This window comes from Kosakonia sp. H7A, assembly GCF_003028445.1.
GTDB lineage: Bacteria > Pseudomonadota > Gammaproteobacteria > Enterobacterales > Enterobacteriaceae > Kosakonia > Kosakonia radicincitans.
In genome coordinates this window covers 189,951-216,719 of the sequence record NZ_PYTZ01000001.1, presented here as the reverse complement: position 1 = coordinate 216,719, position 26,769 = coordinate 189,951, and the positions used below count along the sequence as shown (strand labels likewise).

Annotated in this window: 14 protein-coding genes; 3 read left to right on the top strand and 11 right to left on the bottom strand. The window is 55.1% G+C overall.

Going from position 1 to position 26,769, the window contains the following annotated elements:
• Positions 1-2 precede the first annotated feature (2 nt).
• On the top strand, positions 3-278 hold the full coding sequence (yahO, locus tag CWM66_RS00920) for a DUF1471 family periplasmic protein YahO (RefSeq protein WP_090396909.1): 276 nt from the start codon (positions 3-5) through the stop codon (positions 276-278).
• Positions 279-404: 126 nt separating this feature from the next.
• Here yahO and CWM66_RS00915 read toward each other — a convergent pair whose 3' ends face one another.
• Genes CWM66_RS00915 through CWM66_RS00885 form a run of 7 tightly spaced genes read right to left on the bottom strand, consistent with a single transcriptional unit; the run spans position 405 to position 20,906 of the window.
• Entirely contained in the window at positions 405-13,409 is a 13,005-nt protein-coding gene (locus tag CWM66_RS00915; protein ID WP_107146140.1) for a LysM domain-containing protein, read from the bottom strand.
• The gene (locus tag CWM66_RS00910) at positions 13,409-16,981 is read right to left on the bottom strand and encodes a hemagglutinin (RefSeq protein WP_107146139.1); all 3,573 of its coding nucleotides are present in this window, start codon (positions 16,979-16,981) and stop codon (positions 13,409-13,411) included. Before CWM66_RS00910 ends, CWM66_RS00915 begins: the two co-directional genes overlap by 1 nt.
• 1 nt (position 16,982) lies before the next feature.
• Complete coding sequence (locus tag CWM66_RS00905) at positions 16,983-17,741, bottom strand: hypothetical protein (RefSeq protein WP_143091364.1); 759 nt, start codon at positions 17,739-17,741, stop codon at positions 16,983-16,985.
• Positions 17,738-18,598, bottom strand: a complete 861-nt coding sequence (locus CWM66_RS00900) for a hypothetical protein (RefSeq protein ID WP_050998954.1) — start codon at positions 18,596-18,598, stop codon at positions 17,738-17,740. The genes CWM66_RS00905 and CWM66_RS00900 overlap by 4 nt, the downstream gene beginning before the upstream one ends.
• 47 nt (positions 18,599-18,645) lie before the next feature.
• Entirely contained in the window at positions 18,646-20,034 is a 1,389-nt protein-coding gene (locus CWM66_RS00895) for a hypothetical protein (protein WP_107146138.1), read from the bottom strand.
• A 26-nt stretch (positions 20,035-20,060) separates the two neighbouring features.
• Positions 20,061-20,453, bottom strand: coding sequence for a hypothetical protein (locus CWM66_RS00890; RefSeq protein WP_007375002.1), 393 nt, complete (start codon positions 20,451-20,453; stop codon positions 20,061-20,063).
• Between the two features lie 54 nt (positions 20,454-20,507).
• Positions 20,508-20,906: a hypothetical protein gene (locus CWM66_RS00885; protein ID WP_007375003.1), complete on the bottom strand. Its 399-nt coding sequence runs from the start codon at positions 20,904-20,906 to the stop codon at positions 20,508-20,510.
• A gap of 423 nt (positions 20,907-21,329) precedes the next feature.
• Between CWM66_RS00885 and CWM66_RS00880 the strand changes: the two genes are divergently transcribed.
• Both CWM66_RS00880 and CWM66_RS00875 read left to right on the top strand, forming a co-directional pair.
• The gene (locus tag CWM66_RS00880) at positions 21,330-21,779 is read left to right on the top strand and encodes a hypothetical protein (protein WP_035885741.1); all 450 of its coding nucleotides are present in this window, start codon (positions 21,330-21,332) and stop codon (positions 21,777-21,779) included.
• Between the two features lie 5 nt (positions 21,780-21,784).
• A complete protein-coding gene (locus CWM66_RS00875) occupies positions 21,785-22,345 on the top strand; it encodes an RNA polymerase sigma factor (RefSeq protein ID WP_035885830.1) in 561 nt (186 codons plus the stop codon).
• A gap of 32 nt (positions 22,346-22,377) precedes the next feature.
• Here CWM66_RS00875 and CWM66_RS00870 read toward each other — a convergent pair whose 3' ends face one another.
• From CWM66_RS00870 to lysC, 4 genes are all read right to left on the bottom strand, one after another.
• On the bottom strand, positions 22,378-23,250 hold the full coding sequence (locus tag CWM66_RS00870; RefSeq protein ID WP_107146137.1) for a hypothetical protein: 873 nt from the start codon (positions 23,248-23,250) through the stop codon (positions 22,378-22,380).
• Between the two features lie 40 nt (positions 23,251-23,290).
• Entirely contained in the window at positions 23,291-24,589 is a 1,299-nt protein-coding gene (locus CWM66_RS00865) for a glycoside hydrolase family 10 protein (RefSeq protein ID WP_107146136.1), read from the bottom strand.
• 4 nt (positions 24,590-24,593) lie between these two features.
• Positions 24,594-24,884, bottom strand: coding sequence for a VF530 family DNA-binding protein (locus CWM66_RS00860; RefSeq protein WP_035885737.1), 291 nt, complete (start codon positions 24,882-24,884; stop codon positions 24,594-24,596).
• A gap of 201 nt (positions 24,885-25,085) precedes the next feature.
• Complete coding sequence (gene lysC / locus CWM66_RS00855) at positions 25,086-26,447, bottom strand: lysine-sensitive aspartokinase 3 (protein WP_107146135.1); 1,362 nt, start codon at positions 26,445-26,447, stop codon at positions 25,086-25,088.
• Positions 26,448-26,769 lie beyond the last annotated feature (322 nt).

Here is a 26,769-nt window from a genome sequence, read left to right as displayed (position 1 = left end):
TGATGAACAAAAAAAGTTTAGTGATTATTAGCGCGTTAACATTATTAGCCGGTAATGCCTGGGCCGCGAAACTGATGGAAAAGGCAGACTTTGACAAAGTTTCTTCGCAATATGAAAAGATTGGCGAAATTACCACCTCTGATGAGATGTCGCCAATGGACGCCCGTCATGCGCTGAGCAAACTGGCGGATGAAAAGGGCGGTGATATCTATATTGTCACGTCGGATCAGACCAGGAAAAAGATCCATGCCACCGCCGATGTGTACAAGAAGAAATAGCACGCAATGTTTTGCTGAAATAATGTTTAAATAGCGATGGTGTATTTCTTTACCGTTGGCAAAACATTGCACAATAATAAGTCAATGCCGTTAATTAAATTAACGGCATTTTTCGTTGGCTCTATTTCAGCTTGCCGGGTAGGTTTTATTCCTGATATCCAACAATGCGGTAAGTGCTTTCGCGTTTTGATCCTCCTGGTAACTGTAGATCAGAATATCGACAACCCAGCGCCCTGGCGCGCGCGGGGTCACCCCCAGCACCGCGGTCTGTTTTTGCATTTGTTGCACCAGGCGGGAAATGTAGTGCCCCGTTTTCCAGTCGGAGGCCACGTCAAACGCATACAGCGGCGAGAGCGTTAACGGCGTGCTCACCCGCAGTGGTGTGGTCAATGGGTCCTGTGACGGATCGGCGCCAGACCACCAGCAGGCCGCGATACGCATCGCGCGATGCGATGCGCCGAGAATGGCCGCCTGGCCTGCGGTGAGCGTCTGAAACAGCGTGGCCAGCGCCTCTTCCAGTGTTTCTCCCGTCAGCGTTGTCACCGTGGTATCCGCCAGCAGCGGGGAGATGCGCGTCGGGAACATGGCCAGCGGCGTCTGGTAGATAAAGTCCGGGTTGATGCGCTTACCGGCCAGCAAGTTAGCATTGCGCGCAATCGACGTGCCTCCCCACGCATCCTGTAGCCCCATGATATTCAGACGATAGAAAACCATCGGCAGGGTAAGCAGATCGGTAATCGGCAGTCCTTCTTGCGGTAGATCGTAAATCAGTCGGTTCCCCATCTGATGGCTGACAAAACGCTGTCCTTCACCGGTATCAATTGCAGGCCACAGGATCTGTCGCGAAACCAGAATCGTCTCTTCGTCGGCTTTTCGCTGTAAGCGGAAGGTCTGCGGAGCCATCACAGTTTTGCCTCCGGCATAGCTCTGGGTAGCCTGCGGAGCGTAGATCATCCAGTCTGAACCCGGTGCTCCGACGGTGACATAACTCTCCGCGCCTGGGGGGAATCCGCACTCGGTCATGCGCGTCTCCAGCGCCGCCGGGATGAGCCGCTTATCCAGATCGGCCGCAAAAGCCGCAGAACAGGTGAAGAGGAAATCATCCGGTTCGCTGCCGAAATCGCTGCGTTGTTCAAGGCGTTCGAGGCTGATTGATGAGATCTCCGTTGGCGTATTGGGGGTCAGAATCGACAACAGATAAAGATAACGACGCGTCGGCAATCCTTTGAGATCGGGCGCAACGCTACGCAGATTGGCCCATGCGTCGCCAATTTTCTCAGCGAAACTGGCTAACCCATTCAGCGCATTAATTGCCGGAAGTGGAATGGATTGCTGGGTTGCATCCTTCAACTGTGCGAGGTCGGAAGCGATGACGTCCCACACGGTAGAAAAAGCGGCCAGCAGCGTAATGATCGGTTCATAGCGTGAATCGCGCACCAGCGGCGAACTTACCCCATCATCGGGCTGGTTAAACAGTATCTCGAAGGTGGCCTGATCCTGGGCGGCAAACTGGCGGGTCGCCGTGAATGCATAATCCCACTGCGCCAGCGTCGCGACGGCATTCTCTGCAGGCGTGGCGGCTGACGCGGTTTGTCTGGAAACCACAGCAGGCTGCGGATAACTGTTCAATGGCACCGGGATTTGCAACTGCCCAATCTGGCCATCAGTCTGGGTGACATCCTCCAGCGGAATAATAAATGATAACCAGCTGGAATCCTGGTAGCCGTGAACCCCCGCGATACCATGACGGTCGAACTCAAGCTGGTTAACCTGATACGCCAGTTGCAGGGTGACGTTACGCTGAACCATCGGATCTTTAACGCCAAATGCGGTGGTTAACCGCGTAATCCCCTGCGCGAGAGCGACTTTCGCGGTCGACAGCGAGATTTGTGGAACCAGCGTCAGGCCACGCGGAGGCGCGCTGTCATTGAGCTGATAATGCCCGCTCAGACTGCCGGCATCCACGCTACCCAATTGCGTGGCGAAAGTCTCAACATCGCCAAAGAACAGCGCGATCTTTTCCAGGGTATCGCTGGCCGAGGGGGTAAATGACGTGTTGCCCAGGGTGAGGGTTGAACCGGCACTAAAAAAGTCTGTGCGTTGCTGGTTTGCCACAATCACATCCGCGATAGTGGTATTCGCCCAACTGGCTACACTGGTCAGGGTGGTCAGCGTCTGTGGTGCGGCCGTCGGGGTGACGTTAATCGCCGTGTTATGCAAAAACAGAGGCTGCGGAGTGCCGAGGATTTTGCTCTTTCCGGCCAGTTCATAAAGTGGCAACTCCAGAGCCTGCGCAATGCTGCTGAGCGTATCGCTGGTGCTCGTCACACAGATTTTGTCGGGCTGATCTTTGCGGGCAATCGTCAAATCAGGCCGGATAATGTTGCGCGTCGTCGCGAGGATTGTCGCCAGATAGCGCGGTGATACCCCGGTCATTTCAGCAAGCGGCGCCAGCGGAGCATCGTTATTGGCGGCGATCTGTTGCGTGTTGACGATGTGGGTCGTTAATTTTCCGGAAAGCTGGGGCGCACTGGCAATATCGGCCATTGGCGGCGCGCCGTCGCCAGAGACATTGAGATCAAGCTGAATCAGCGACTGCACCGTTGATGCGCTGCTCAGGGCCACAAGTAATTGCTGCTCCATCGCATTAATGGCTTCCGTCTGCCCCTGATTATTACCGCTGATAATGGGCTGCACCCGCTGTGCCACGCCGTTGGCGATCTGCTGTTTCGCCGTGATGATCTGTTGGATCGCTGCGCGCGTTTTCGGGTGATTGGCACCCGCAACCGCATACTCTGGCGACAACACCAAATCAATGGCGGAGAACAACTGTTGTTGCCACTGCTCCGGATCTGCCGCGCGGAATGCGGTAGTGCCGGAACCCCACTCCAGCCCCTGTTGCGGGCTGTAGCTTACCTGTTGAGCGTTGCCGTTCCACGCAAGTGTGGTCAGCGGCGGCAGGGCGAAATAGCGGGCGCTTTGGGCATCAACCGCATAATTCACATAACTGCCACGATCGGAAAAATTCACCACCCACAAGCTCTTATCTTTACTCTGGGTCGCGCCGCCATTGACCGCTGCCCGCATCGATGCCTGTTTCAGTAGCGTATTTCCCTGCGTCTGTTGCGGGCCGGTTGCCAGCTTCAGGCCGCGGAAGGCGTTTTCAAAATCAATGGCAAACTGCGTAAGAGATTGCAGATTGTCGCTGGCGGAGAAAGGCGCGGCGGTAATGGATGTGGTTGACGAAACCATCAGCGGCGCTGAATCGAACCCGGCGGCCATCATCGCCGGATCGCGTGAAACCGCGAGGCTGACGCCCAGATTCTGGATGGCCCGCTCAGCATAAGGTTGTACCTGCGCCGACAGTTGCAGGATCACTACGGGCGTAATGATCGCGCGCGCAGAGAGCGCCAGACCCTGTGCAACAGCGGCAAATTCCGGGGTGGAGAGCGGAGGCTGGCGGCTGGAGAGGCGAGCTTCATTAATACGTGCGAGGAGTAACGCCAGGGTGTCATTTTCCCTGACGAGGTACGGCGCGCCATCGACCGTGATGCTTTGGCCCGCGGTTATCCAGCCGGGCAGGCAAGCATTGGCGGCAATCAGCGCTTCAGCCGTGCAGTTCAGCCGCAGCGCCACGGCTTTGATTGTCTCGCTTTCCCTCGATCGCACTGTAGGGGTGACGAGCAGCGCTCCGCTACGCAGTGCTCCAGGGTCATCAGCAATCCTGTCGGCCAGTTCCCCGACGGTGATAGCAAGACCCCGGGCGATATTCTGCGGGGTATCGCTGAGCGCTGGCGTGACGGTGCCAATTGGGCTACCGGAGAAGAGCGCCGGCAGCGTCTCGTTAAGCGTGAGTAAATCACGGCTACTCATCGCCAGCGCACTGGCGAGAGCAGAGAGAGGCTGGCCGCTGGCGATCAGCAGACTGCCCGCCATCATCTCCTGATTGTCGCCGCTGAAGGGGATCAGCATGCTGGTTGCGCTGTTAAACGGCAGACGCAGGTTGTTGGCAATAATGCTTCCTGTTGATATTGCTGCCTGTTGCGCCAGTGATTCCAGCGTCTGGCCCTCCTCAATGATCAGCGCTGTATCCTGGATGTAGAGGGCGGTGCTGACTGGCCAGACATTGGGCACATTCGCATTGGCGGCCATGAAGTTTGCGAGCGGATCGCTCTGGTTACCCTGTGGCGCACCAAAATCGGCCAACAGGCTGGCGATGGTATCGCCGGAATGGGCGATGACAGAGGCGATGGACAGCGTTTGCCCGCTGGCAAAAATGCCGTTTACAAATTGATTCTCAACGGCGACATCATCCACCGTAATGTTGACGTTTTCGCGCTGCTGGCTGGCTTTAACCTGCTGCGCGAACCACGCCGCCGCAGCAGCGAGTGAACGGTTTTCTCCGGCCTCTGGGCCATACTGCCAGCTATTGCCGCTAACCGGATCCGACCAGCTAAGCACCACATCTTTGCCCAGTGTCAGCAACTGGCAGGTCGCGGCCATACCGGAAATATTCCCCGCCGAGGTGGCAATCGCGCAACCGAAACTGAGCGCCAGCGCATTGAGCGATTGACCCGCCACATCCAGAACCACGCTGCGGGTGGCGGTGCTGAACACCGTGTCCAGGGCAACCGCGAGCTGCATGTTATTCCGGCCGAGAGTGGTTAAATCGATGGTATCTTCGAGGTGATCGATCACCGCCTGCGGGGTGTCGCCCGCTTTGGTCAGAACATTATGCGGAACGATAAGCGGCGTCGCCGCGCCAAACAGCAGATCCGCCCGCAGGTACTGATTGATTTTCGCCACCATTTCTCCGCTTGCCGGATAGTGGCTGAGCACATCAGCAAAATTTTTCAACGCGGTTTCCGGCCCGAGCGTAATCCGGGTTGGCTCTATCCCGGCGGCAATGCCGGTAAAGATCCAGGCTGAGTTTGCCAGGCCCAGCAGATCGTAGCGAAGCGCCAGGCTTAACGCTGCGTTATCGTCCAGTTCGCCAAGCGTTGTCGATAAGCGGGCGGTGATATCGGGCTGCTGGAGTTGCCAACTGGCCGTCTGGTATTGCAGGCGCGCCTGTTGCGCTCTGCTGGCGGCCGCAGTCACCAGTTGCCCGGAAGGAAGCCCGCCCCGCACAGGCACGGCAGAAGCATCCGGCAGGAAGGGCGTTGCAGAGAGCTGTGCGGTCACCGCCAGTGCGCCGCCGCCATTTCGTGGCTGGAACCGGTAAGTGGTATTCACGGATGGCCAGGCACCAGGACCGAGCAGTTCGTCGGTGTACCCCGTCGGGGAATGGGCAGCCGGAAGCGATGAGCCGACCGTACGGTTGCCGAGAATATCCTGTAAACAGAGCGCGATATCCGCCTGACCGCCCGCACTGACAGCGCGGTAGGGGCTTTGCGCGGCAGACGGCAGGGCGACATTTCCCTCGTTACTTTTGTTCCGGGCGAAGGCGATAAGCGACAGAATCTGGCGGTATTGCCAGAGACTTTCGTCAGTGTCATTGGTTGGCCCTGCCGGTAATCCTTCATTTGAGGCATTGAGCGTTGCATTCGCGGCCAGTTGGAACCCGGCCAGGTTATAGAGCGTCCCCAGTGCGGATGTCGTTGTTTCCGCCGCGCTCTCAACTTGCGGATTGCTACGTTGCAGCGTGAAACCCGCATGGCCTGGCGGCAGGCTGGCGCACAATTTGAGCGTATTGGCCGCGACGGTAATGACGGCGTCAGCGAGCAGGATCGGGTTTGTGGCATTCAGATCGCCGAGCAACGACAGATCCTGTTGTTTTGCCTGCGCAATGGAGAAAAAGGTATCTCCGGCCTGGAGGATATAGCGTTCCCCGCCTGGCAGGTTAAAGCTGGTGCCTGCTGCCAGAAGCGGCGTTCGGTGCGCATTCAGGGCAACCAATGCCGCAGGATCGAGAAAATCATACTCGCTGGCGATGCTCTCCAGCGTATCGCCGTTGTTCACTGGCTGAACGGGTTTTCCCGCCAGCATCACGAGGGCGCCGGTGCGTAACATCTCTGGCCGATCGACCAGCGCGGCGACAATCTCCGCGACCGTTTTTCCCGCACGCAGGGCAATCGAACTGATGCTGTCGGAGGGCAAAACCATCTGGCCTGCCACCTCGCATCCCGTGCGTAATACGCCCATGATGAGCTGATTGATTTCACCGAGCGACTGCCCGGAAAGCGCCAGTATGGGCGGTGCATTCACCGCAATGTGATTCAGCGTGTCGCCCTCCACGACAGTGTGTGTCGTGGCTTCAAAGAAGATACTGTTCGCACTTTGGTCAACGTTATCGCCAACAATCAGAATGTTGTTAAACGATCGGGCAATTCCGGCGTCCGCCGTCTGATTGCTCAGTAGCGCAATCAGCTGCAGCGAGGCCTGTTTGCCATCGCTAAACAGCGATCCAGGCAGCCCTGGCGTTCCATCTTCCTTCTGGTAGTAGAGGTAGTAACCGCCGTTTTTGACCACCGAGCACTCCCAGAGCAGCTGTAAAAAATTCCGGCTGTCTTCAGTGGTCAGGGTGGCCAGCGACGCATCAATCAGTCCGTCGTTCAGCATCACCGCAGAGTTTGTGCGCAGCAGTGTCTGGAACTCGCCGTGACTCTCTGTCGAAAGGTTGGTCTTCAGCAGGAAGCTGTTTGCCCGATCAAGCCGATCGCTGGTTTGCGTTCCATTACTGTTGCTGGCCTGCTGTTCGCGATAGGCCAGATACAGCGTTGCGCCCACGGCGTCGTTATTTTTCAGGTAAGTCCATAAGTTTAATACCCGCTGCAACCCGGCTTGATCGGTACCGGAGAGCAGATACATTCCGGGTCGGGAGGCATCGGGTTTCTCGATGGTGAAATCAATCGCTGTCGCGTAGCGCGCCGCCTGAAGCACCGTCGTGTCGATGTTGCCATCGGGCAATGGGGTGCCGAAGCAGCCCCGATAAGGCAGCCGACGGTCAGGGCTTTCAGCAATGGCGCGAATCAATGCGTCAGGCATGCTCCAGATCCGCGGCGTGCTCACCCGCTGCGAGGGTAACGTAATGCCTTCCGGCACCTCTTCGGTTGCCCATATCGCCGTGGCGGAGACGGTCTGCCGATCGGGCAACCAGCTATACAGCGGAATCGCCTGGCTGACGATGTTTGCGGTATCCAGCTCGGCCGTCGCCAGTTCGGCAATGCGTGCTATCTCTTCAGCGAGCAGGGGGATTGCCAGTTTCCCGCCAGGAATGTTGATCCAACAGGCATCGCTGCCCGTCAGTGTCAGGGTATATCCTTTTTGCGCATCTGGAGGTGCCAGCGGGTACTCCTGCCCAACCAGCGCATACAGCGGGTATGCCGCCGGGGTGTTTATCGCCAGGCTGCCTTGTTGCGGGAAGTCGGGGTCCGGCAGGCGTAAGCCATTGAGCATAAACCGCGTCGACATGTTAAGGGCATTGGTGTAGTTGCCGGTTTGCGCCAGCACGCTGGCGAGCAGTGAACGGCGGAATCCCGGAATCGCCTTGACGGAGAGGGTTTTCGCTTCATCGGCAAACAGGCCGCCGAGGGTGGCAATCCGCCCGGTGAGCTGTTCCAGCGACAAATTGTAGTTTTGCGCAATCTCTGCGAGCGTCTCGTTCGTGACGATCCGGTGTGTGACTTGTTCAGCCAGCAGGGACACATTTGCTGCCAGCAGGTTGCTGTCGCTTAACAGCGTGCTGCGGCGGCAAAGCTCCGCCAGGGTGATACCAAACTGGCGGCAAATGTTGCCCGGCGTGGTGAAGTACGGGATCACCACGAGGCTACCGGTGGCGAAGGGGCTTTCCGCCGCAATATTCCCGTTCCACTGCCGGATGCTGAGCAGTGCGGTAACCTGGGCGGCTGGCGAGGGTTCAAAGAACCGTTGCGCCAGCAGCAACGGAGTCTCGCCGGTGCCCGCCGTGTACTGAAGCAGGAAACTATTGCTGGCAACAACGATAATGTTTTTCAACAGCAGCGTTTGGCCCGTCGCCAGCGCAATCGCATTGTTGCTGGCGATCAGCACGTCAAGGGTGGTGCTATTCGCCAGCAGGAAATCCTGCACGCGCTCCTCATGCGCCAGAGTTACCCGTTTGTCGTTTTCGTTTAGCTGCGGAATGTTCAGGGTTTGCGGCGCGGCAAGCCGCAATGTGGGATTGTCAGCCAGCAAATTTTGGGCGTTGAAACCGGTGTTACGCGCATACCAGTAGGCGATGATGCCATTCAGGCTGTCGCCGTCTCTGCTGGTGCAGGTGAAATCGCCAAGCGGCAATTTTTGTGCGGCGCGCAGTAGCCCCAGCACATTCTGGTTGCTGGCAACCAGCGCAACATCGTTTGCGCCAAATCGTGCCGCGAGGCTGGCAAAGGTGTCGCCATTTTGGGTCAGAAAGGGAATATCGCCCAGCGGCAGCAGCATGCCCGCCCGCAGTTTGCCTGCTTTCTGCTGATTGCTTTCCGCAATGGCATACGGGCTTACGGTGAGGGGGATTAATAATAGGGTGCCGGGTTTTAGCGGGTTGAAATTCACCTGCGGATTGGCCGCGCGCAACGCCTGAAGCGAAAGACCGAAATCGGCAGCAATGGTCGCGGCCACTTCGCCGTCGAGCACTTTATGCAGAATGCGCATCGCCGGAATGGCAAGCTGAGTTCCGCCTGCCAGTGGGTGGAAATTCACCTGCGGGTTTGCCTGCTGGAGCTCATCCGGCTCCAGCGCAAAACAGGCTGCAAGACTTTCCAGCGTGTCCCCCGGCTGTGCAATGTAGCTGACGGCGGGCGCAGGAATGAACAGCGTATCGCCTGCGGCGGGCGCGGCACCCTCAAACTGCGGGTTGGCGGCTTCCAGCGCCTGCGGGGTTACGCTGAACCAGGCGGCGATAGCGGGAAAATCTTCCCCTGCGCGGACGGTATAATTGTTGTTGAAACGGTTGGCCAGCGTCTGGAGTGAGGCATGAGCGGCCTCTTTCTCCGATAACGGCCACTCGGCTTCGGCCATAAAACTTTTCGTTTGCTGTAGCAGACTGCGCGCCAGCATCAGGAAGTAGTAGCGGAAGATCAGTCGCGCCATACTGTCCGGTTGACTGGCGTCCTGGGTTTTATTGCTGTTCCAGCCCTGGCGTTCGGCAAACTGCGCGGCCAGATCGGCAAAATAGTCCTGAATCCGCTGCTCGTAACCCGCCGCAGGGATGCGATCGGTGAGGAAGTTAATCGTGTAGTCCGGCGTCTCCAGCGACAATTCCGGGATCATCGCCATCAGCGCCATCGGCAGTTCGCTGCCGTCGGCCTGCGCCTGCTGCGGGCGCGGTTGCAACGTGAACTGAATATGATGGTTGTCAAAAAGGTGTACCAGGTTGGTATAGCTAAAAATATCCGTTACGGCATCTGGCGCTTTGAGGGCATCAAGGATCTCATCGACGACAGCGGCGGAGAGCGTGGCATGTTCATCGCCAATCAGCGATGAAAGCCAGTCGGACATAAAGCTCAGCAACTGATTTGTGCCGCTGGCTGCGTCCGTGGAGGTTTCAATCCCCAGCAGGAGAGCCAGCACCGGGTTTTTCCCCGCAAAGGGAACCGTCGGCGCGCCGGAAAAGGCAAAATCATCGGCAATCGCCTGGGAGAATAAGGGAATCGCCGTGACATTAACGCACAGAGGCGCACCCGCGTTATTCCGATAGCGGGACAAGATATGGCGGGCCATCATCGTTCTCGCCGGTCGCAGGCGGAGTTGACCATACTGCGGCTGGCGAATGAACGGGCTTTTCGCGCGATAGAGGCTGCGTTGTACGCCGGTATTACTGGCGGGCGCGGAAAGTATCCACGGTGTCTGGCGGTTTGAACCAATCGGGAAAGTTTCGGTGATTGTTGCCGAGAAGCTGAAATTGATACGGATAAAGATAATTTTGATACTGACTTTAACGCGAACCCCGGCGCTGACACTCAGCAGGATCGCCCGATAACTTTCGACATCAATCGCCGCCGAGACGTAAATGGTGAGCGACACACTGGCCTGAATAATGCCGAAGTCAACGGTGGCATACACCTGGCCGATAACCGCCAGAGCACCGCGAAGGTGGAAATAGTTTTCGGGCACCAAAGCCTGATCGATGGGGTTGAACCATGAGAGCGTGCCTTGCAGCATGCCGCCGACGGTGATGCTGATGCCGCCGGAGAGAATGCCCAGCGACAGCGTTTTACCGACGCCGACCTGCAAGGCAAAACCAAATTCGATAACCGGGGTGAAATTGCCGTTAGAGATGCGCGGTATGGTTGTGGATGTTTCACCATTGAGAACGCCAAAGTAGAAACCGCCGTAGCCGATAAATGGAAAGACCTGTACCGAAAAACTGCGGGAAAAGTCGGTGAGCGACGGAGGGAATCCGGCGTCGATACGAAAATTGCCGTTGGTAAAGATATCAACAGTGACAATCGGCAGGGTAATGGAAACCTCGCCAAACTCCAGATGGCGCATGGTGTCGGGTAACGTCAGCTCAATATGGTATACGCCGACGTTGTCGCTGATTTTTCGATACAGGATCTCAAAACGCAGACCCGCCAGCGGGCCCGCGCGTGAACCGGCTAGCTGGATCAGCAGACCATACACGCGTGGATCGTTGAACACCATACTTAATGACACGGTCGACATGGCCGTAAAACGCGTGCCGATCATCCAGTCCGAACCGGCGTCATAGCTCAGGCCTGGAAGCTGATTCGCCGGGTTCCGGGTTGGATTCCCCACCGGAATCAGCGCGTTTTCCAGTCGTTTGATCACCCCATCCATGGTGGTGGGCATCTCACCGCGCAGGGTCATGCGTTGGCCGATACCCAGATATTCAAGGTCGAAAACCTGTGTACCCGCACCGGGCACCACTGGCGGTGCCTGATTAAGCGGATCCCAGCTTAGCGGTTTATTATCGCCTCCGTAGCGCTGCCCCAGAAATTCACAGCTCAGTTCAAGGTTGAATTTGGGTTTGCCGTACTGTTTCACATAGGTCAGGGTGAATTGCGTAATCTTGATAAACCCGAGATCGACATTGAGCCCGATGCTGACGTTAATTTTGCGGGTTTTGAGATGTACGTTGACCGTCAGATTTGGAAGCGAAATTTTCTCCAGCGCATTCCAGGGATCGCCCAGCGCTATATTTCGCCCCGGTTGGGCAAAGGAGAGAAGAAACGCAAACAGATCGCCCACATTGCTCTTTTCCAGACTCACTGCAACGTAGGGATCGATGTCATCTTTGTGATAAACCACTTTAAGGTTGCGGTAGGCAAAAATAATGTCTGTCGTCGTCGGGCTAAAGATGTAAGAGCAGGTGAGGATCATGTTGTTGATATCAACAATGCCGGTTAACTGCCCGGAATAACTTGCCGGATCGCTGGCTTTCGCGCGGTCCGACCTGATCAACAGATCGGCCGTAATACTGATTGGCAGGAAGTCGAGCGTCCATTGCAGGGTGGTCTGTACCATGAAGGTGTTGGCGGCGGTATTAAACTTCACCTGCAGCGCATTCAGCGTAATATCCGTCGGCAGGGATTGCGGAATGAAGGGCAGCAACTGGCTGGCAACACTGATCAGACTCACCGGCTTGCTTGCGATCATGCGCCCCTCAAACACCCAGGCTCTGGATTGCGTCGAGGTTTGTGCGCTGACGATAAACGGGATCCCCAAAAATTCCGTGTGTGCCTGAATGGTGGCGGTTAAGTTGGTCGGCGTCCGCTCCAGATCGAGGCGCAAACTTTTCAGCGACACGGCTTTGATGCCGCGGCCAAACTCCAGTGTCCAGGCTCCCGATTTGGGCGCAATGGTTCCGCTGAACTGCCAGGCGCCGGTAGCGGGCTGGATCTGCGCAGATAATCCCCCCGCCGGGGTGACAATTCCTGACTCTGGCAGTGTTGGCAAACCGGGGACGATATTCAGTAATTGCAGGATATCGATCTCGGCATCGTTGTATGCCACTAACGTGACACTGTCACTACCGCCGGGTACAGAGAAACTTAATCCGCCGTAAAATTTCAGTTGTTCCTGGCCATTGAGTTTGAACAGGCCATTGATAGCGATCCATGCTGAGAGATCGACGCCCACGCTGAAGGTGAAGATGACACTCTCCAGCACCGCCAGATTGAGCGGCAGCAAATGGATTTCCGTGTGGGCTTTGACCGTCGCCGACACCTGCAACGTTCTGGACGCCGTAATGTCGAGGGTGAATGTCAGTTCTTGCAGCAGCAGATCGGTTCCCAGAGGAAAGCGGTTCGGCAGCAGGGCATCTGCGACTTCGCCCATCAGCAGGCTGGCGATATCGGCGACCGAACTCAGGGAGACCGCGAGCGAATCGTTGCTCAGCGCAAGGGGGTCGCCGTCATCAAGGAGAGGGAAATGCAACTCAATCCCCGACAGCGCCAGCGTTCCGGCATCAAAAGTGGCGATACCATGGCTGGTATCGTCGTCGGCTTGCGATGAAACAAACAGTAACCCCGCTTTTAGCGGTAGCAATCCGGCAGCCGGAACGGCGTCAACAGGCTCCGAACGTAACACAAAGGCGGGCGACAGCGCGCGGTCCCGGGTCGGCCACTGGGTGATGCTCCCCTGCATCGCGGCAGGACGGGTTTTCCACATTCCCTGATAGCTGGAACCGGCGACCGGCTGCCCGCTGAACGTTACGCCTGTGCCAGCATCAGAGGATGAGGCGGTAAATACGGCATTGCGGAACAGGGTTATAGCCGCAGCAGAAACGTTTTGTTTTTTATCGTGGGGCTTCAGCCCCGGAAACGCAGTACCTAACGCAGCGCTGTTGTCGGGAAGGTGTGTGCTGACGCTGAGTTGCGCGACGCCGTTCGCCGTTACGCTAAAGGTGGCGCTGGCTGCCGGTTGGGAAACATTGAAAGAATTGCCATCAATTTGCCCCGTCAGAACTATCGTATTACCGTCGCCCGGTGGTTGCACCCCGCTAAGAGTCATCACCAGCGAGGCGGTGGGAAAGAGATCCGCATCATTAAGCAGCGCAGTGACAGGCGCTGAGTACAGTGTATTGGCGGCCGGCAGGTTGAATTTTTTCTGATCGGCTGACAGGTAACCTGCCGACAGCAGGGTATTCCACAGATTCTGAATCGGCGTATCGATGCTGGATGGCGCGTTGCGCGTTTTTTTGCCGGGCATTATTGGCTCCTCTGTGCCGCCAGAAGTCGCTGCTGGAGTTGGGAAAGTGCGGATTCTGAGTGCAACTGTGTTAGGCGCTGCACCTGTTTTCCCCCCGCGCCGTCTGCGCCGTTTTTCACCCAGGCGGCGTACCAGCCCAGTGCGCCGCTGGTCTGCGCATCCGGGTTACCAAACATCAAAAGATCAATTTGCCCGTTCGGTGGAAAGCTCAGGGCAAGGAGTTTGAGGGCGATATCGCCCAGCTTGAGAATGTAGGTCGGCGGATCCACCAGGAAGGTGACATCAGCGAAAACCAGTTTGAGTACGCCTTCAATCGGGATAGCGCGCTCTCCACCTTTCACCCCTGGCAAGTGCAGGCCAATGTAGATCCCGGATTGACGCGTCTGGCTTGCCGGAGACCAGGCGAGGAGCAGGCCGGCGGTGAAATCGATTTTGGCGGCCAGCGCGCCCGCCGAGCCGAGATCCAGTTCATATTGCAACCCAAACCACGGCGCGGTCATCGCTATGCCGTTGAGCGGCGAATCCACCGGCATATACGCCATTTTGTCGGGTGTGACGTCGCCAGTCCCCTGAATCAGAGCCGTGAGTTTCATGGGAAAATGTGCCGCCAGGCTTTGCGCACGGACCTGGCTGGCGTTGGCATCCGGCAAAAGCGGCTGGGCATTAAACGTAAACTGCCGGTACTGCGGCGTGGCAGGATCAAAGGTCATATCGATTGTCAGGCCGGAATAGGCCAACCCTTCCACATTGCCATTCCCTTGATTTGGCGTGGCGGCGCCATAGGAAAGCAGGTCAAACTGCGGCTGTTGCAGGAAACCGATGGTTCCATTGAGCGCAAACGTTGTGCGCGTTGTGCTGTTCTCCGCGTCGGCTTTACCGCCGCTGGCCGTAACAAAACTTGCCGCCCGGATACCGACGGCATCAAGGATCTGGCTGGTTATGCCGTAGGTGGTGTGATCCGCGGTCGTAAACAGATAACTTCCGCTGTTGCCGGATTTTTGATAAACGCCATACAGCAAAAGGTTGTTGCCGCTTGACGATGAATACTGTGTGGCGGGTTCTTCAAAGAGCTGGTTGATGAGCAGTTCGATTTTGCTGGAAAACGAGACGATCCCGGAGTTCGCTATCGCCACCTTCAGCGACAGGACTTTGAAGTCGTAAGGCGCGTTTCCTGAAAGGTGTTCACTGTCTTCATAATCAATCAGGCCAAAGACTGAACTGGGGTGGCTGGTCCAGGTGCTCTGGCCTGTTGCGATCGGCGTGACGGAAATACCGATGTGGTGCGCCTGAAAACGCGAGACATCAATTCCGGCGGCCAGCCCCTCAAGCTGAGGAGGAAGCCCGGTCAGCGGGACCTGGGCGTTCAGTGCGAGAACGCCATTCCAGCTTTCGCTCTCCATCACCGTATTAACGAAATAAGACAAATCGCCATCACCGGTCGCAACGCGTTCGGTGGCGGCAGCAAAAATCGCCTGAATCCGTTGTCTTGTGCCATCCGCTGAGCTGTTGAAACGATCTGCGTCCGCCCATTGCTCCGTATCGTCAACCAGTTGCGACAGCTTTTTATTACAGAATTTGAACAGTAACAGGGTGTTGTAATTGACCCAACGCCAAGGGGAGAGATCGAATTCCCAGTCTGCGACAAACAGGCTGAAATCACCCAGAGCATTGCGCACGGTGTCGAACACGTTTTCCAGTTGTTCCGGTGTAAACCTGGCCGCCAGATCGGCGCGCAGTGATGCTAAATCGGGCCACTGTGTCGGCACCATCGCGGCAAGTTTCGCGTTGACGTCCGGATCTGTTATTTGCAAAGCGAGCTGCCGCTGCCGCACGGCGGTGAGGGAATAGGGAATCGACGCGCACTGGCTCATGATCCCGGCGCCAGTGATGACCAGAAAAAGCTGGTTCGTCTGTAATGCGGATTTCAGTTCGCCGTTCACGTGGCTCAACAGTAGCCTGTCGGCGCGATGGGGCGGCGTGTTTGCCGCGCTGGATTGCCCCAGCGTCAGTTGCTGCCAGGTTAACCCTGTCGCGTCCTCACCCAGCGCCAGCAGTAATCCCTGCGGTGTTGTTGAGAAAGGTGGCGAAGGCAGCGATGCGCGTAAACGTCCGGCGCTTTCTCCTGTCTGAATCAGCGTCTGGACAACGGTGCGACGTTTCGGCGACAACACCTGAGTCTCCATATTTCTGATATCAGTGCCGGAGATGTTGGTCGCTTTAATCGAACGGTAGGGCGCCAGCGGGAAGGCGACGGGAGGTAAATCACCGTTATCTGAGCGGGCGAGGCGGGTTTGCTGGTCCTCAACGTCACCGACGGAAACGGGCAGGTAGGTCAGAAAATCAGCGTCTGCGGCAGCGTCGGGAGCCTGGTGTAAGACCGAGCTGTCGGGCTGGGCGAAGTATTCGCTGCTTTGCGCGGTTTGCAGTGTCACCCATGATGTTTTCCCGGCCCCTGTCAGAGTCCCGAATACCCGATCGCGCCCGGGGGCGGCATTTTGCAACGTACGGGCAAACGCATCCTGATGGGGAGTGAACGCCAGTATTGGGTTACCGGTATATTTGAAATACTCGACAGAGGATAATCCTCCCATCAGTGCGTTTTGCAGCGAGGCGGAGGTGGCGTCGGCTTGCCCCTGCGACGAGAGCAGAAATTCGAACTCACCTGCGGGCGTCAGATATAGAGACTGGTTACCGCGCAGAATGACGGGCTGACCGCTGGCATCGACCGCCGCCAGCCGTTCGGTAAACACCAGCCCGGCGCTGGCGAGTGGTTTTACCTCTACCGCCGCGCCTGCCGCGGATTGATAGTACGTGGGCAGCGAAAGCGCACCGCTGGACAGCTGCAGGAAGGAGCGCGTGGTGTCGCAGGGGGCGAGGGGATCAAGGGTCCCCTGAAGCGTTAACTGCGAAGTCGCATCCTGCAAATTAAAGATTCGGTACAGTGCGGTTTGGGTATAGCCGCCCTCTGCGGGCGCAGAGAAACTGCGTAATCCAATATCCAGAACATCACTTGCGGCTTCGCTGGTGACGGAAAACGCCAGCGACAGCACATTATTCGGCGCGGCGTCATTCAGCAATTCCAGCCCGAGATGATCGAGGGCGAACGGCTGCGGGGTTCGCTCGCCGGTAGGGGTAACCAGCAGCGTACCGCGACTAAAGGTTAACGCCTGGGCTGACGCCACTATCGTGCTGTCTTTCGGCAATGAAAGGGCAAAATTGCCGAACGGCACTTCCGCCGTGCGCAGCAGGGTTACGTCGGTTCCGTTTTTACGGGCAAACAGGACGGTTGCGGTTAATCCCGCAATGCTGGTGAACCAGGCCGCCAGCGCATCCTTTCGCGCTGAGTTGCGAAACCAGACCTGCGCTTTTTGCTCAAATGCCGCCAGATCCGTAATGGCCGTGGCGGGAAGCTGAACAAACCATCCGTGGTACGCATAAAGCGCCTGTTCAACGGTGAGGCTGTCAGGCAGCGTGGTGACGTCTGTTGAGAGTAAAAAGCCACCAAAGCAGTTTTCGCCGCCCGGCGCGATGTACAAACGCGAACCCGCATAACACGGCACGAAATGAGCCATTTTACTCCTCCCCACTTTTTGTCACGCGTGTGGTGCTTAACGCGCCTGCGGGGTTAATCAGCTCCAGCGGGGCATCGTAGCGGTATTGGTGATCTTTATCGTAGACAGTGACCCAGTTCGCACCCTCGAGGAAAATCATGCACTGCAACTTGATGATCCCATTGTCATCCGCCTCTTCGGTTAGCGTCGGGGATGTGTCATCCATGCCAACTATTGCTGCGGTGAGAGCGGCGGAGTGAAATTGCACAAAGGCGCCTGCAAGCGTTGCGCTATGATCTTCGTTATAAATAGTCACATCCACGACCGGAAGAAGTTCTGCGTCCTTGGGTAGCGTGGCGGCTCTTGGCAGGGTAAAAGCTTTAACGCCAGGGGAACTCGCATTTTTTTGCACAAAAACGTTCAATAGCGGGGTATAAGAGACATCAAGGATAAACGAGCCCTTGTAGCCATTTTTGTTTTTAGTGACAGGTGGAATATTGATCTTCGCCGACCAAAACTTGCTATCCGGTATCGGGGAGACGCTATCGATGGAGAGAAATACGATATCCGGAGTCACAAGATCAACATAATACGCTGTGACTTGCGGCGGCAGCACGTCGGAAGGATTCTCCAGCCCGGCGCCGCTTGCCTTACCTTTACAGGCTTCCGGCACATAAAAATTCGGCTTATCGGCGTACGCCATTAACGGGATCGCCAGACAGCAGGTGGCAAGTAAGTATGTTGATTGACGAAGCAAGCGCGAGACATTAAGAGGAGTCATGGGATGGTTACCTCTGCGCTAATTCCCAGGTGATCGGTCACGTTTTGACGCCATGAGAGATCCGAGGCGAAGGAAGCGCTTGTCAGAATTTGAACGTTATTTACCGTGAGGCTATCGGCATAAATAAAATGATCGTAGGCGCTGGCGCGTTTGCCTTTTGCACTCAGTGACGTTGGGACGTTCGGGGCTCCCTCCGCATTGTTCGTTGGCAGCCACTCGAAGCCTTTTGTGTATTTCCCGGCCTTATTTTTAAGGGGGATATTCCAGTCCCCGCCGATAATAAAGGGGTAGTTTTTTGCTTTGGGTGCGCCCGTTATTCGTACGTTTATCATGTATTGATAAAAATCTTTTACTTCAGCGGCCTCGTCGTATCGTTGCTGTACTCTTTTACCAAAAATAGAATGAATATTACCGACCCAGATATATTTGCTGGTGGCACTGACGGTGACTTTCAGTCCAATGGCATAAGGCGGTCGCTCAAAGGTTCCACCAGCCTGGTATCTATCATTGGTAAAGCTAACTTTCGGCGGTTTGATATAAAAACCGTAATACTCTTTATAAGAACTGGAACCCAACCCCGTCGAATTAACGATAAACTGGAACTTATTTTTTGTTGTTTCAGCAGGACAGGGATCAGCGTGCTGCATTAACTCCTGAATAATAATCACGTCGTTGGCTTGCATCATCTCGTCAAGCGCAAGACATTTATTTTTATTCACAGCGGATGTTCCCCATCCCAAATGGAGAAAGTTTTGCGAACGGATCGTAAACTTAACGGCTGCATACCCCTCTGTGCAGACCAACAGCAACAGAAAGCTCACGGGAAGCGTTGTAAAATAATTTTTAGTGCTGTTCATTTCCTGGCCCTCACCTGGGGTGCTGACGAACAAGAAGCGCGCGTGTACTACTCCGTAAGGCTAAGTTGATATCCATCTTTCGGGCCGACATAAATCCGATCGCCTTTTAACAGCGGAATATCGAATACGTCGCCGTCCGGTCCGCTCAGCGGCAGGCCTGAAGTGCTGTCTGGCGAGAAATCAAAATAGTCGACCTGAACCGTTGGGCCTGGCGAGGTGGAGGAAAAGGGTTTTTCGCTATTGGCCACCCAGCGTTGTAATTTGCAACTCAGCGATGTGCTATCGACATTCGAACCGGAAGTGACAATGTGTGCGGGCGGAACCAGCAAATACTGAAAGACGATGTCGCGCATCGATGTCCCGACCGGAACCTGTTGGGCAATATCATTGACAAAGATGCCAATAGCGGGCGTGACAAAAACTCTGCTGGTAAATGCGATGGCCACGATCGGATTATTGTCGGCGTCCGGCGTGATACAAAATTGCCCACCGCCAATCGCCGCCTCGGTGGCCGCCGCTAAATCGGTGTAGGTGTCAGCGCCCAGTAACAACGCGCTGTCAACGCTGCTGCTGCCGCTGTTATCCACATTCTGCGGCGATGGCAGCGATGACGGTGTAATCAGCCGCCAGTGTCGGCGGGCATTGCCGCTTAACTGAAGATCGATAGGGCTGGCGGCGAAAATCAGACACGGGTAGTTCTCATCGGGTGGCGTCGGCGGAGATAACTCAACGCCGTGCGTAAAACGGGATGCAAAACCGTTGAATGATAATTTCCCGTCTTGCTGCCAGCCGAGGCTGACTGTTTGCGTACCGGACAGGGTAAACGCATTCAATCCATAACCAGGGCTGGCGGGAGGCGCAATATATTGGTATCCGGCAGCGGCAATGGTCAGTGAAAAACCCGGCTCCAGATCAATATATTGATCATTAATATTAAAGTGATAAGTGAATTGCAGTAATTCACTTAATGTTAACGGCATATTGAGTGCAATTTGATAAAGCAGCGCTTCTGTGACGCAGGGTAAAAGCCCGCCAGTAGAGCTGGAAAGCGAAACTTCCAGTTTTTCAAGTTGCCCGGCAAATAGGCGAAATGAAGTGAGTAATATTTCACGATCGGCAGTCTGTGCACTAAAAATATATTGTTTAACTACGGTTATCTGCACTATTTTTATTACCGGATTAGGTGAGCTTCCTGACTGCGTAAAACTTAAACCAAACGCTTTCTGTTGCGGTATCTCGCCCGGCTGAATACCTTTGGTGGCTGAGGTTGTGGCGGGGACGCAATATCCTGAAAAGTACAACGCCAGATCGTTATTCGGGGTGGCATTTTTCAATCGCGGAGGAATAATAAAAGGACCGACGGCAGGGTTTGTTCCTCCCCCCTGATCCGGAAACGTAATGGAAAACGAAAATTTAGTGCTCGCAGCCCCGGACATGATTCCCCCTGAATAGCATGGGTAATTTATTCGTTAGTGACGGTAATCTGGAACGTCGCCGAGTTTGATTGTGAATTAATGGTATTGTAATCAATCTGTACCTGGTCGCTATCGCAGTAGGCATCCACTCGCAGAGGCGTGCCGGGTTCCCAGGTCCATTGCGCTATGAGGAACCCCCCAGAGGCGAGCTCAAATTTTACGGAGCCGCTGAGTGCGTCATAACTATTCGCAGCAATATTAACGGCATAAAAATAATTAGCGGGCGGGTAGGTTGAACCATTTTTTGGCGGCGTACCAGCCCAGGCTCCCTGATTTACGCTGGCCAGCACCAGCGTTAGCGTAGTGGCCGAATTATTACCCAGTGCAATGGCGAGATTTTTATTTTGTGAAAAATTGCCAGCAGTTATATTACTTGCCATTTGCAATCCTCATCAAATAATACTGGCAGGAAAATATTTCCTGCCAGTATTCATTCATTTATGAGCACGAAGTAATTTTGCTGCGGTATCGGCGCTGATCGTAACCTGTAATACAGGGTGATTTGATTGCGTATTGATCCACTGGTAACTGACTGCGAGTCCGGTTAAAGATTCCGTCCTGACGCCGCCAGAAACGCCCGAACCAAAAGACCAGTCCCATTTGATAGTAATAAGGCCACCTGAGGCGGGGGTCAGAACAATTTGGCCGCCAAGGGTTTCATAATTGCTCTCAACACCATTCACATACTCGACTTCTCCGGCTGGAGTAATGGTTGAACCGGGTTCTGGCGTTTTTTGCCACTGCCCACCGTTAAGGCGAACGTAATTTAGCGTCAGTGTCGCCGGGCTGGTATCTGCGATATCAACCGTAACTGACCGTGCAAAATCAGTCATTAGATAATTCCTTTGTTGGTTTGAAACTAACGGAACGACTAACTCAAAAAAATATAGACGGGGGAGAGGCCTTTGCAAATATAAAAATGTTTATTAAAACACTATTTTTAAAATAACCATTGATTTCCAGCGGTTACATGGAAGACTAAAAAAGTGGCATATTATATATAATATATAAATTTCTGAGCGTGCTTAATATTATTAAAGATTAACCGAAAAATTATTTTCAATATAATGAAAAATAACATGAATAGTTAATTTTTTAATAAAACAAAGTGATGGAGCTAATAATAATATTGTCATCTTTTTCAATGGGGAGGCGTTTGGCGCAGAAAAAATTTCATTTTCCTGGCAATATCTTTATCGCTCATTCGTCTACCCCATCACAGGCAACAATCCGCTACGGTAAGAGGAAAGAAGAAGATGAGAGATTTTGATATGCATGGGCACACTCGTGGACACGGTTTTGGCCACCATCGCATGGTGAAACATGTGATTTTCGGTGTGGCGCTGGTCGTCATACTGGGGCTGCTGGTAATGTCGCTGTGGAATGCGCTGTTGCCCGCCATCCTCGGGGTAAAAAGCATTGGCTTCTGGCAGGCGCTGGGCGTGCTGGTGCTGTGCCGCATTTTGTTCGGCGGACTCGGTTTTCGGCCGGGGATGTTTGGCATGGCGCGGGCGCATCGCCGTATGCATGAGCGCTGGATGCAGATGACGCCGGAACAGCGCGAAGAGTTTATTCGCCATCGTCGCGACGGCTTTGGTCGTCACGGACATCGCGGACACTGTGGCTGGCGCGGACATCGCGATGAGCAGGCGGAAGATCGCGCTCAGCCTGATGATAACCGCCCGAAAACACCGGACGTAGAGTGAACACAATGAAAGCCAGTGTGGCGGGAGAATCACTGCTCATGGCAGCGCTTAATGCCTGCCGATCGCGGCTGAAAGCCTTTATCCGTGGCCGCACTGCGGTTAGGGACGATGCCGACGATATCCTGCAGGAAGTGACATATCAACTGATGCAGGTGGAGCAGCCGGTGGAGAATGTCGCGGCCTGGTTGTTTCGCGCAGCGCGCAATGAAATGACCGATCGGGCGCGCAAAAAACGGGAACTGCCGTTATCCCGTTTTTTCACTGATGATGAGGGAGATGTTGCCGAAGATGAACTGGCGGAAACGTTGTTCGGTGTGCCGCAAACCCCGGAAGAGGAATACCTGAAAACGCTGCTGTGGGAGGAACTGGAGCAGGCGCTGGCCGAGCTGCCGTCCGCACAGCGCGAGGTGTTCGAGAAAACGGAGCTTTACGGCTACAGCTATAAAGAACTGGCGGAGGAGAGTGGTGCCAGCCAGCAGGCGTTACTTTCCCGCAAACACAAAGCCGTGCTGTATTTACGCTCGCGCTTGCGCAGCGTTTACGAGGCACTGACGGAAGAGCCATGAAGCATGAAATGTCGTGAAAGTGCGGTTAATGCTTAAAAACTGAGGTGCTGCTTTATTTTGCTGAGGAAATAGTAATACTCCCGCAGCTCATATTGTTGCAGTTCGTACTCTAATGGCTCATAACCGCTTTGCATCAGCTTGTCTGAGTTTTCATGCTCCTCATTGCAACCGCGAATTTCTGATAAAGGTTTTTGCGGCGTTAAAGCGGTCGCAAGATTTTTATACAGATCGACAGGCGCAAGAACCGTGAAATCCGCAAAGCGATAATATTTAAAATGACTGGATTCATCAGCCCTGAGCCGTTTCCAGTTGTCGCTTTTTACAAAATCGGTATCGAGATTAGATAAGTGTAATGAAAAGGAGAAATACCAGATTTCGCTGTGGCCAGAGTAATCCGTAATTTCGATATAGCTATGGTATCGGTTGAGTTTTCTGTCTACCGGGTTGGCGGATGCCGCATGTTTACCGCTGGCTGAAAACCAGGTGAAAAACGGCGAGCTATGAAAGCTATAAAGATCATCGTGGGCATAACGGCGCGGAAATTTTATTTTCCGCGCGCGTTTAAATGCCGGATAGATCGTTTTGCTGATGCCGAGATTATTGCGGTTTTCGAGGCCGTCAAAAATCTGCGCCCGGCGGATACCGCCGAGCAGCGGGGTGATATGAATTTTATGATCGAGCTTGATAATATCGGATAAGGCGGAATTATAGATTTTTACGCTGAAGCCAGAGGAGGTGAAAAATTTTTTCAACCCCGAGATCTTGCTGAAATAGACAATATAGTTCCCGCGCGAATTGTAGCTGGTCATGCGGGAGGTCTTTTTATTCAGCGTCAGCGAAAGGGTGGCCACGCATAATGAAATGACTGACACCAGGACACTATTTTCTTTGATTAAATCCAGCATGCAACGCCTCTTCGTGACTCACCCTCTTAACCAGCGGGGGTTATTCCCCCCAGCGCTCCCGCAAATAGTTGACCGCTTGCTGCGTCTGCGGCCGGTTCAGGTAATCTTCGCGGAACAAAATCGTGCCGCTAATCTGCGGTAGCGATTCGTTTAAATCGAGCTGTTTTTTCAGCTCCGATACACCGCCGTTGACCATCCAGTCCGGCTCCATCTTCGACGGTTCACCCACTTTATACAGCGCGATACCGATATACAGGCGCGTATGGGTGGGTTTGACGACGTCGGCCCACCATTTTGCCAGTACGTCATACCGCGCAGCGCTGCGCGAGAAGGGCCAGTAAATTTGCGGGGCGATATAGTCCAGCAACCCCTGCTGCACCCAGCGACGGGTATCGGCGAAGGATTCATCGTAAGCCGCCGCGCCGCGCGTGTCGGAACCCGCCGCATCGAAAGAGCGGTTGCGCCATACCCCGGCAGGGCTGACGCCAAATTCAACGCCCGGTTTCAGTTGTTTAATGGTGCGGGAAACCTGCTCAATCAGCAGCAGGGTGTTGTTGCGCCGCCAGTCCGCTTTGGCGCTAAAACCCTGGCCATATTGCTGAAAGGTCTGGTTGTCATTCAGTTGCGAACCGGGCGTTTCGGTATAGAAATAGTCATCAAACTGCACGCCATCGACAGGGTAATGGGCAACCACTTCAGCCACGATGCTGGTGATCCAGTCGCGCACATCGGGAATGCCAGGATCGAGCACCAGCCGGTCACCGGCGGTGCGGATCCAGTCGCGATGCAGCACAAAGACGCTGGCCGGGTGCAAAGGGAGCGTGCGGTTAAGCGCTGCGATGGTTGCAGGCTGCGTGTTAACCGCCACGCGGTACGGGTTAAACCAGGCATGCACTTTCATGCCGCGTTTGTGTGCTTCATCAATCACAAACTGCAACGGATCGTAGCCAGGATCCTGACCAATCGTACCGGTCAGCATGTCGGACCACGGCAAAATTTTAGAGGGCCACAGCGCGGTGCCGTCCGGCTTCACCTGAAAAAAGACGGTATTTATGCCAAGGCTTTTGAGTTTATCCAGTTTTTGCACCAGCGCCTGCTGCTGCATGCGAATGCGCGTATCGGCGCTGCTGACATTCACCGAGTTGACCGGCGGCCAGTCGAGGCGGGAAACCGTCGCCAGCCAGACGCCGCGTACCGGCTGTGAATTTTTTCCTGTTGCAGGCAGCGGCTGTTTCGCCACCGGCGGTAGCGGCGTGACAAGAGATTTAGGCGGTTTGGAGGAACAACTGACCAGTAAAAGCGCAGTAGCAAAAAGGACGACTGACTTTTTAAGGGACATCTTATTAGCTCTTATTGATGATTCGACTGCGGGTCCACGGATTGAAGGTGGGCTCATCCTTGTTGACCGGGGCGACATCATCCAGGGAATCCAGATATAGCGCCTCGACTTCTGCGCGCGCCCAGGGCGTCCGGCGCAGAAACTTGAGACTGGATTTAACGCTTGGTTCGTTTTTAAAGCAATTAATATTGATGCGTTTACCCAGTTCGTTCCAGCCGTAACGGGCGACCAGCGCGTTGATTTGCATCTCCAGAGTGACGCCATGCAGGGGATCTTTCGACGTGTGAGCAGCCATGTGAAGTCCGGTAATTTCTGCTTTTCAACAGGTGAGATAGGTTGCGTGGAAGGGTACAAGAAAGCGTGTAAAGCGGCAATGCCCGACGATCTGTTCGTCCGGGCGGCCAGTGGAACAGGCCGTGTCTTCTTTTTCGTGCTGGCAGAGCGGGTTGTCTGCCAGCACTACGCCGGGCTTAAGCGCGGAGCTTGTCAATCGCCGTTATTCAAACAGACGGCGGTGTAAGGCTTTTACCGCGTCGTCTGCGGCCTCTGCGGGCAGCAGGAAACCGAGGCTGTGGCACGACGCGCCGTGGCAAATCAGCCGCACGGGATGATTTTCCAGCCCGGCGAACACCTCATGGCAAACGCCTTCAGCCTGCGACAGCGAATTACCGATCAGGCTGACTAAGGCAAGGCCGGTTTCCACTTCCACGCGGCAATGCGACGACAACTCGGTGAGCAGAGAGGTGGTCAGCAGGTTCGATTCACCGGAGGTGGCACTGGTGGCGTTCAGGATCAGCGCGATACTGGTTTCTGAGGTGGTGATGGAATCGACCGCCACATCGTGGCGTGCCAGCAGCGCGAAGGTATCCGCTAAAAAGTGGCAGGCGGGCTGCCCCTGCTCGCAGTGTAATTTCATCAGCGTCTGCTGACGGCGAACGGCCAGCGCGCGATAGCGCGGCGGGTTTTCGGCCTCGCGGCAGACCAGCGTGCCACCGGCTGAAGGGTGTTTACTTGAACCGACAAAGACCGGGATATTTTTGCGCATTGCTGGCAGCAGTGTCGCCGGATGCAGCACTTTTGCGCCAAAGGTCGCCATTTCGCTGGCTTCGGAAAATGAGAGCTGCTCAATGCGTTGCGCCTGGGAGACGATACGCGGATCGGTCGTGTAGATCCCGGCGACGTCGGTCCAGATATCCACACGCGCAGCGTGTAGCGCTTCACCCAGCAGCGAGGCGGTGTAATCACTGCCGCCGCGGCCCAGCGTAGTCGTTTGACCATTCGCCTCGCGGCCAATAAACCCCTGCGTGACCACTAATGCCTGCTCGATACGCGGACGCAGCCGTCTTTCAACGCGTTCTGCCGTTGCATCCAGCACCGGTTCTGCGCAACCAAAGCAGTCAGTGGTGCGAATAACTTTGCGGGCATCAAACCATTCGGTCTCGACATCGCGCTCGTGCAGCACTTCGACAAACAGCAGGCTGGACATCAATTCGCCGTGGCTGACCAGCGCATCGCTGAGCGCGGCCGAGTGGGCGGTACAGGCTTCTTCCGCCAGGCGACTGATGTTGTCGAGAAGGTGGTCGATCTCCTGGCGAATAGCATCCTGCTGTTTCAGGCGGGAGATAATGTTGTACTGAATGGTGCGCAGGGTTTCGATTTTGTCCAGGCGTTCGCGGCTTTCCAGACCGGCAGAAAGCTCGACTAAAATATTGGTCACGCCCGCAGACGCAGACAGAACAACCAGACGGACATCTTTATCGGCAAGAACGATGGTGGCGCTACGGCTCATCGCGTCAAAGTCAGCAACACTGGTGCCGCCGAATTTGGCAACGACGATGTGTGGAAAAGTGCGAGTCATAACAATCTCATATCAGGGCGCCATTAATTCATGGCAAGAAAATTTTCATTCTCGGCATAAGGTGAAATAACCAGTCCGGCTGCCCGGTGGTATTTGCCTTACGAAATGTCCGCCCGCGAACATTTCTGATGACAACCCAGGATTTGCTCCCGTTGTCGATAACCGGTATTGCCTGTCACGGGTTATCGGGTGATGCGCTTTATGGCTTAAATCGTTGACTTCCTGTTTACATTGCGCCGCGTTTTGTACAATGTTTCGCCGCACAGGGAAATTTGAAGCGGGCATATTAAGTGATTTGCCCGGCTGAATCGATATTTTCCTT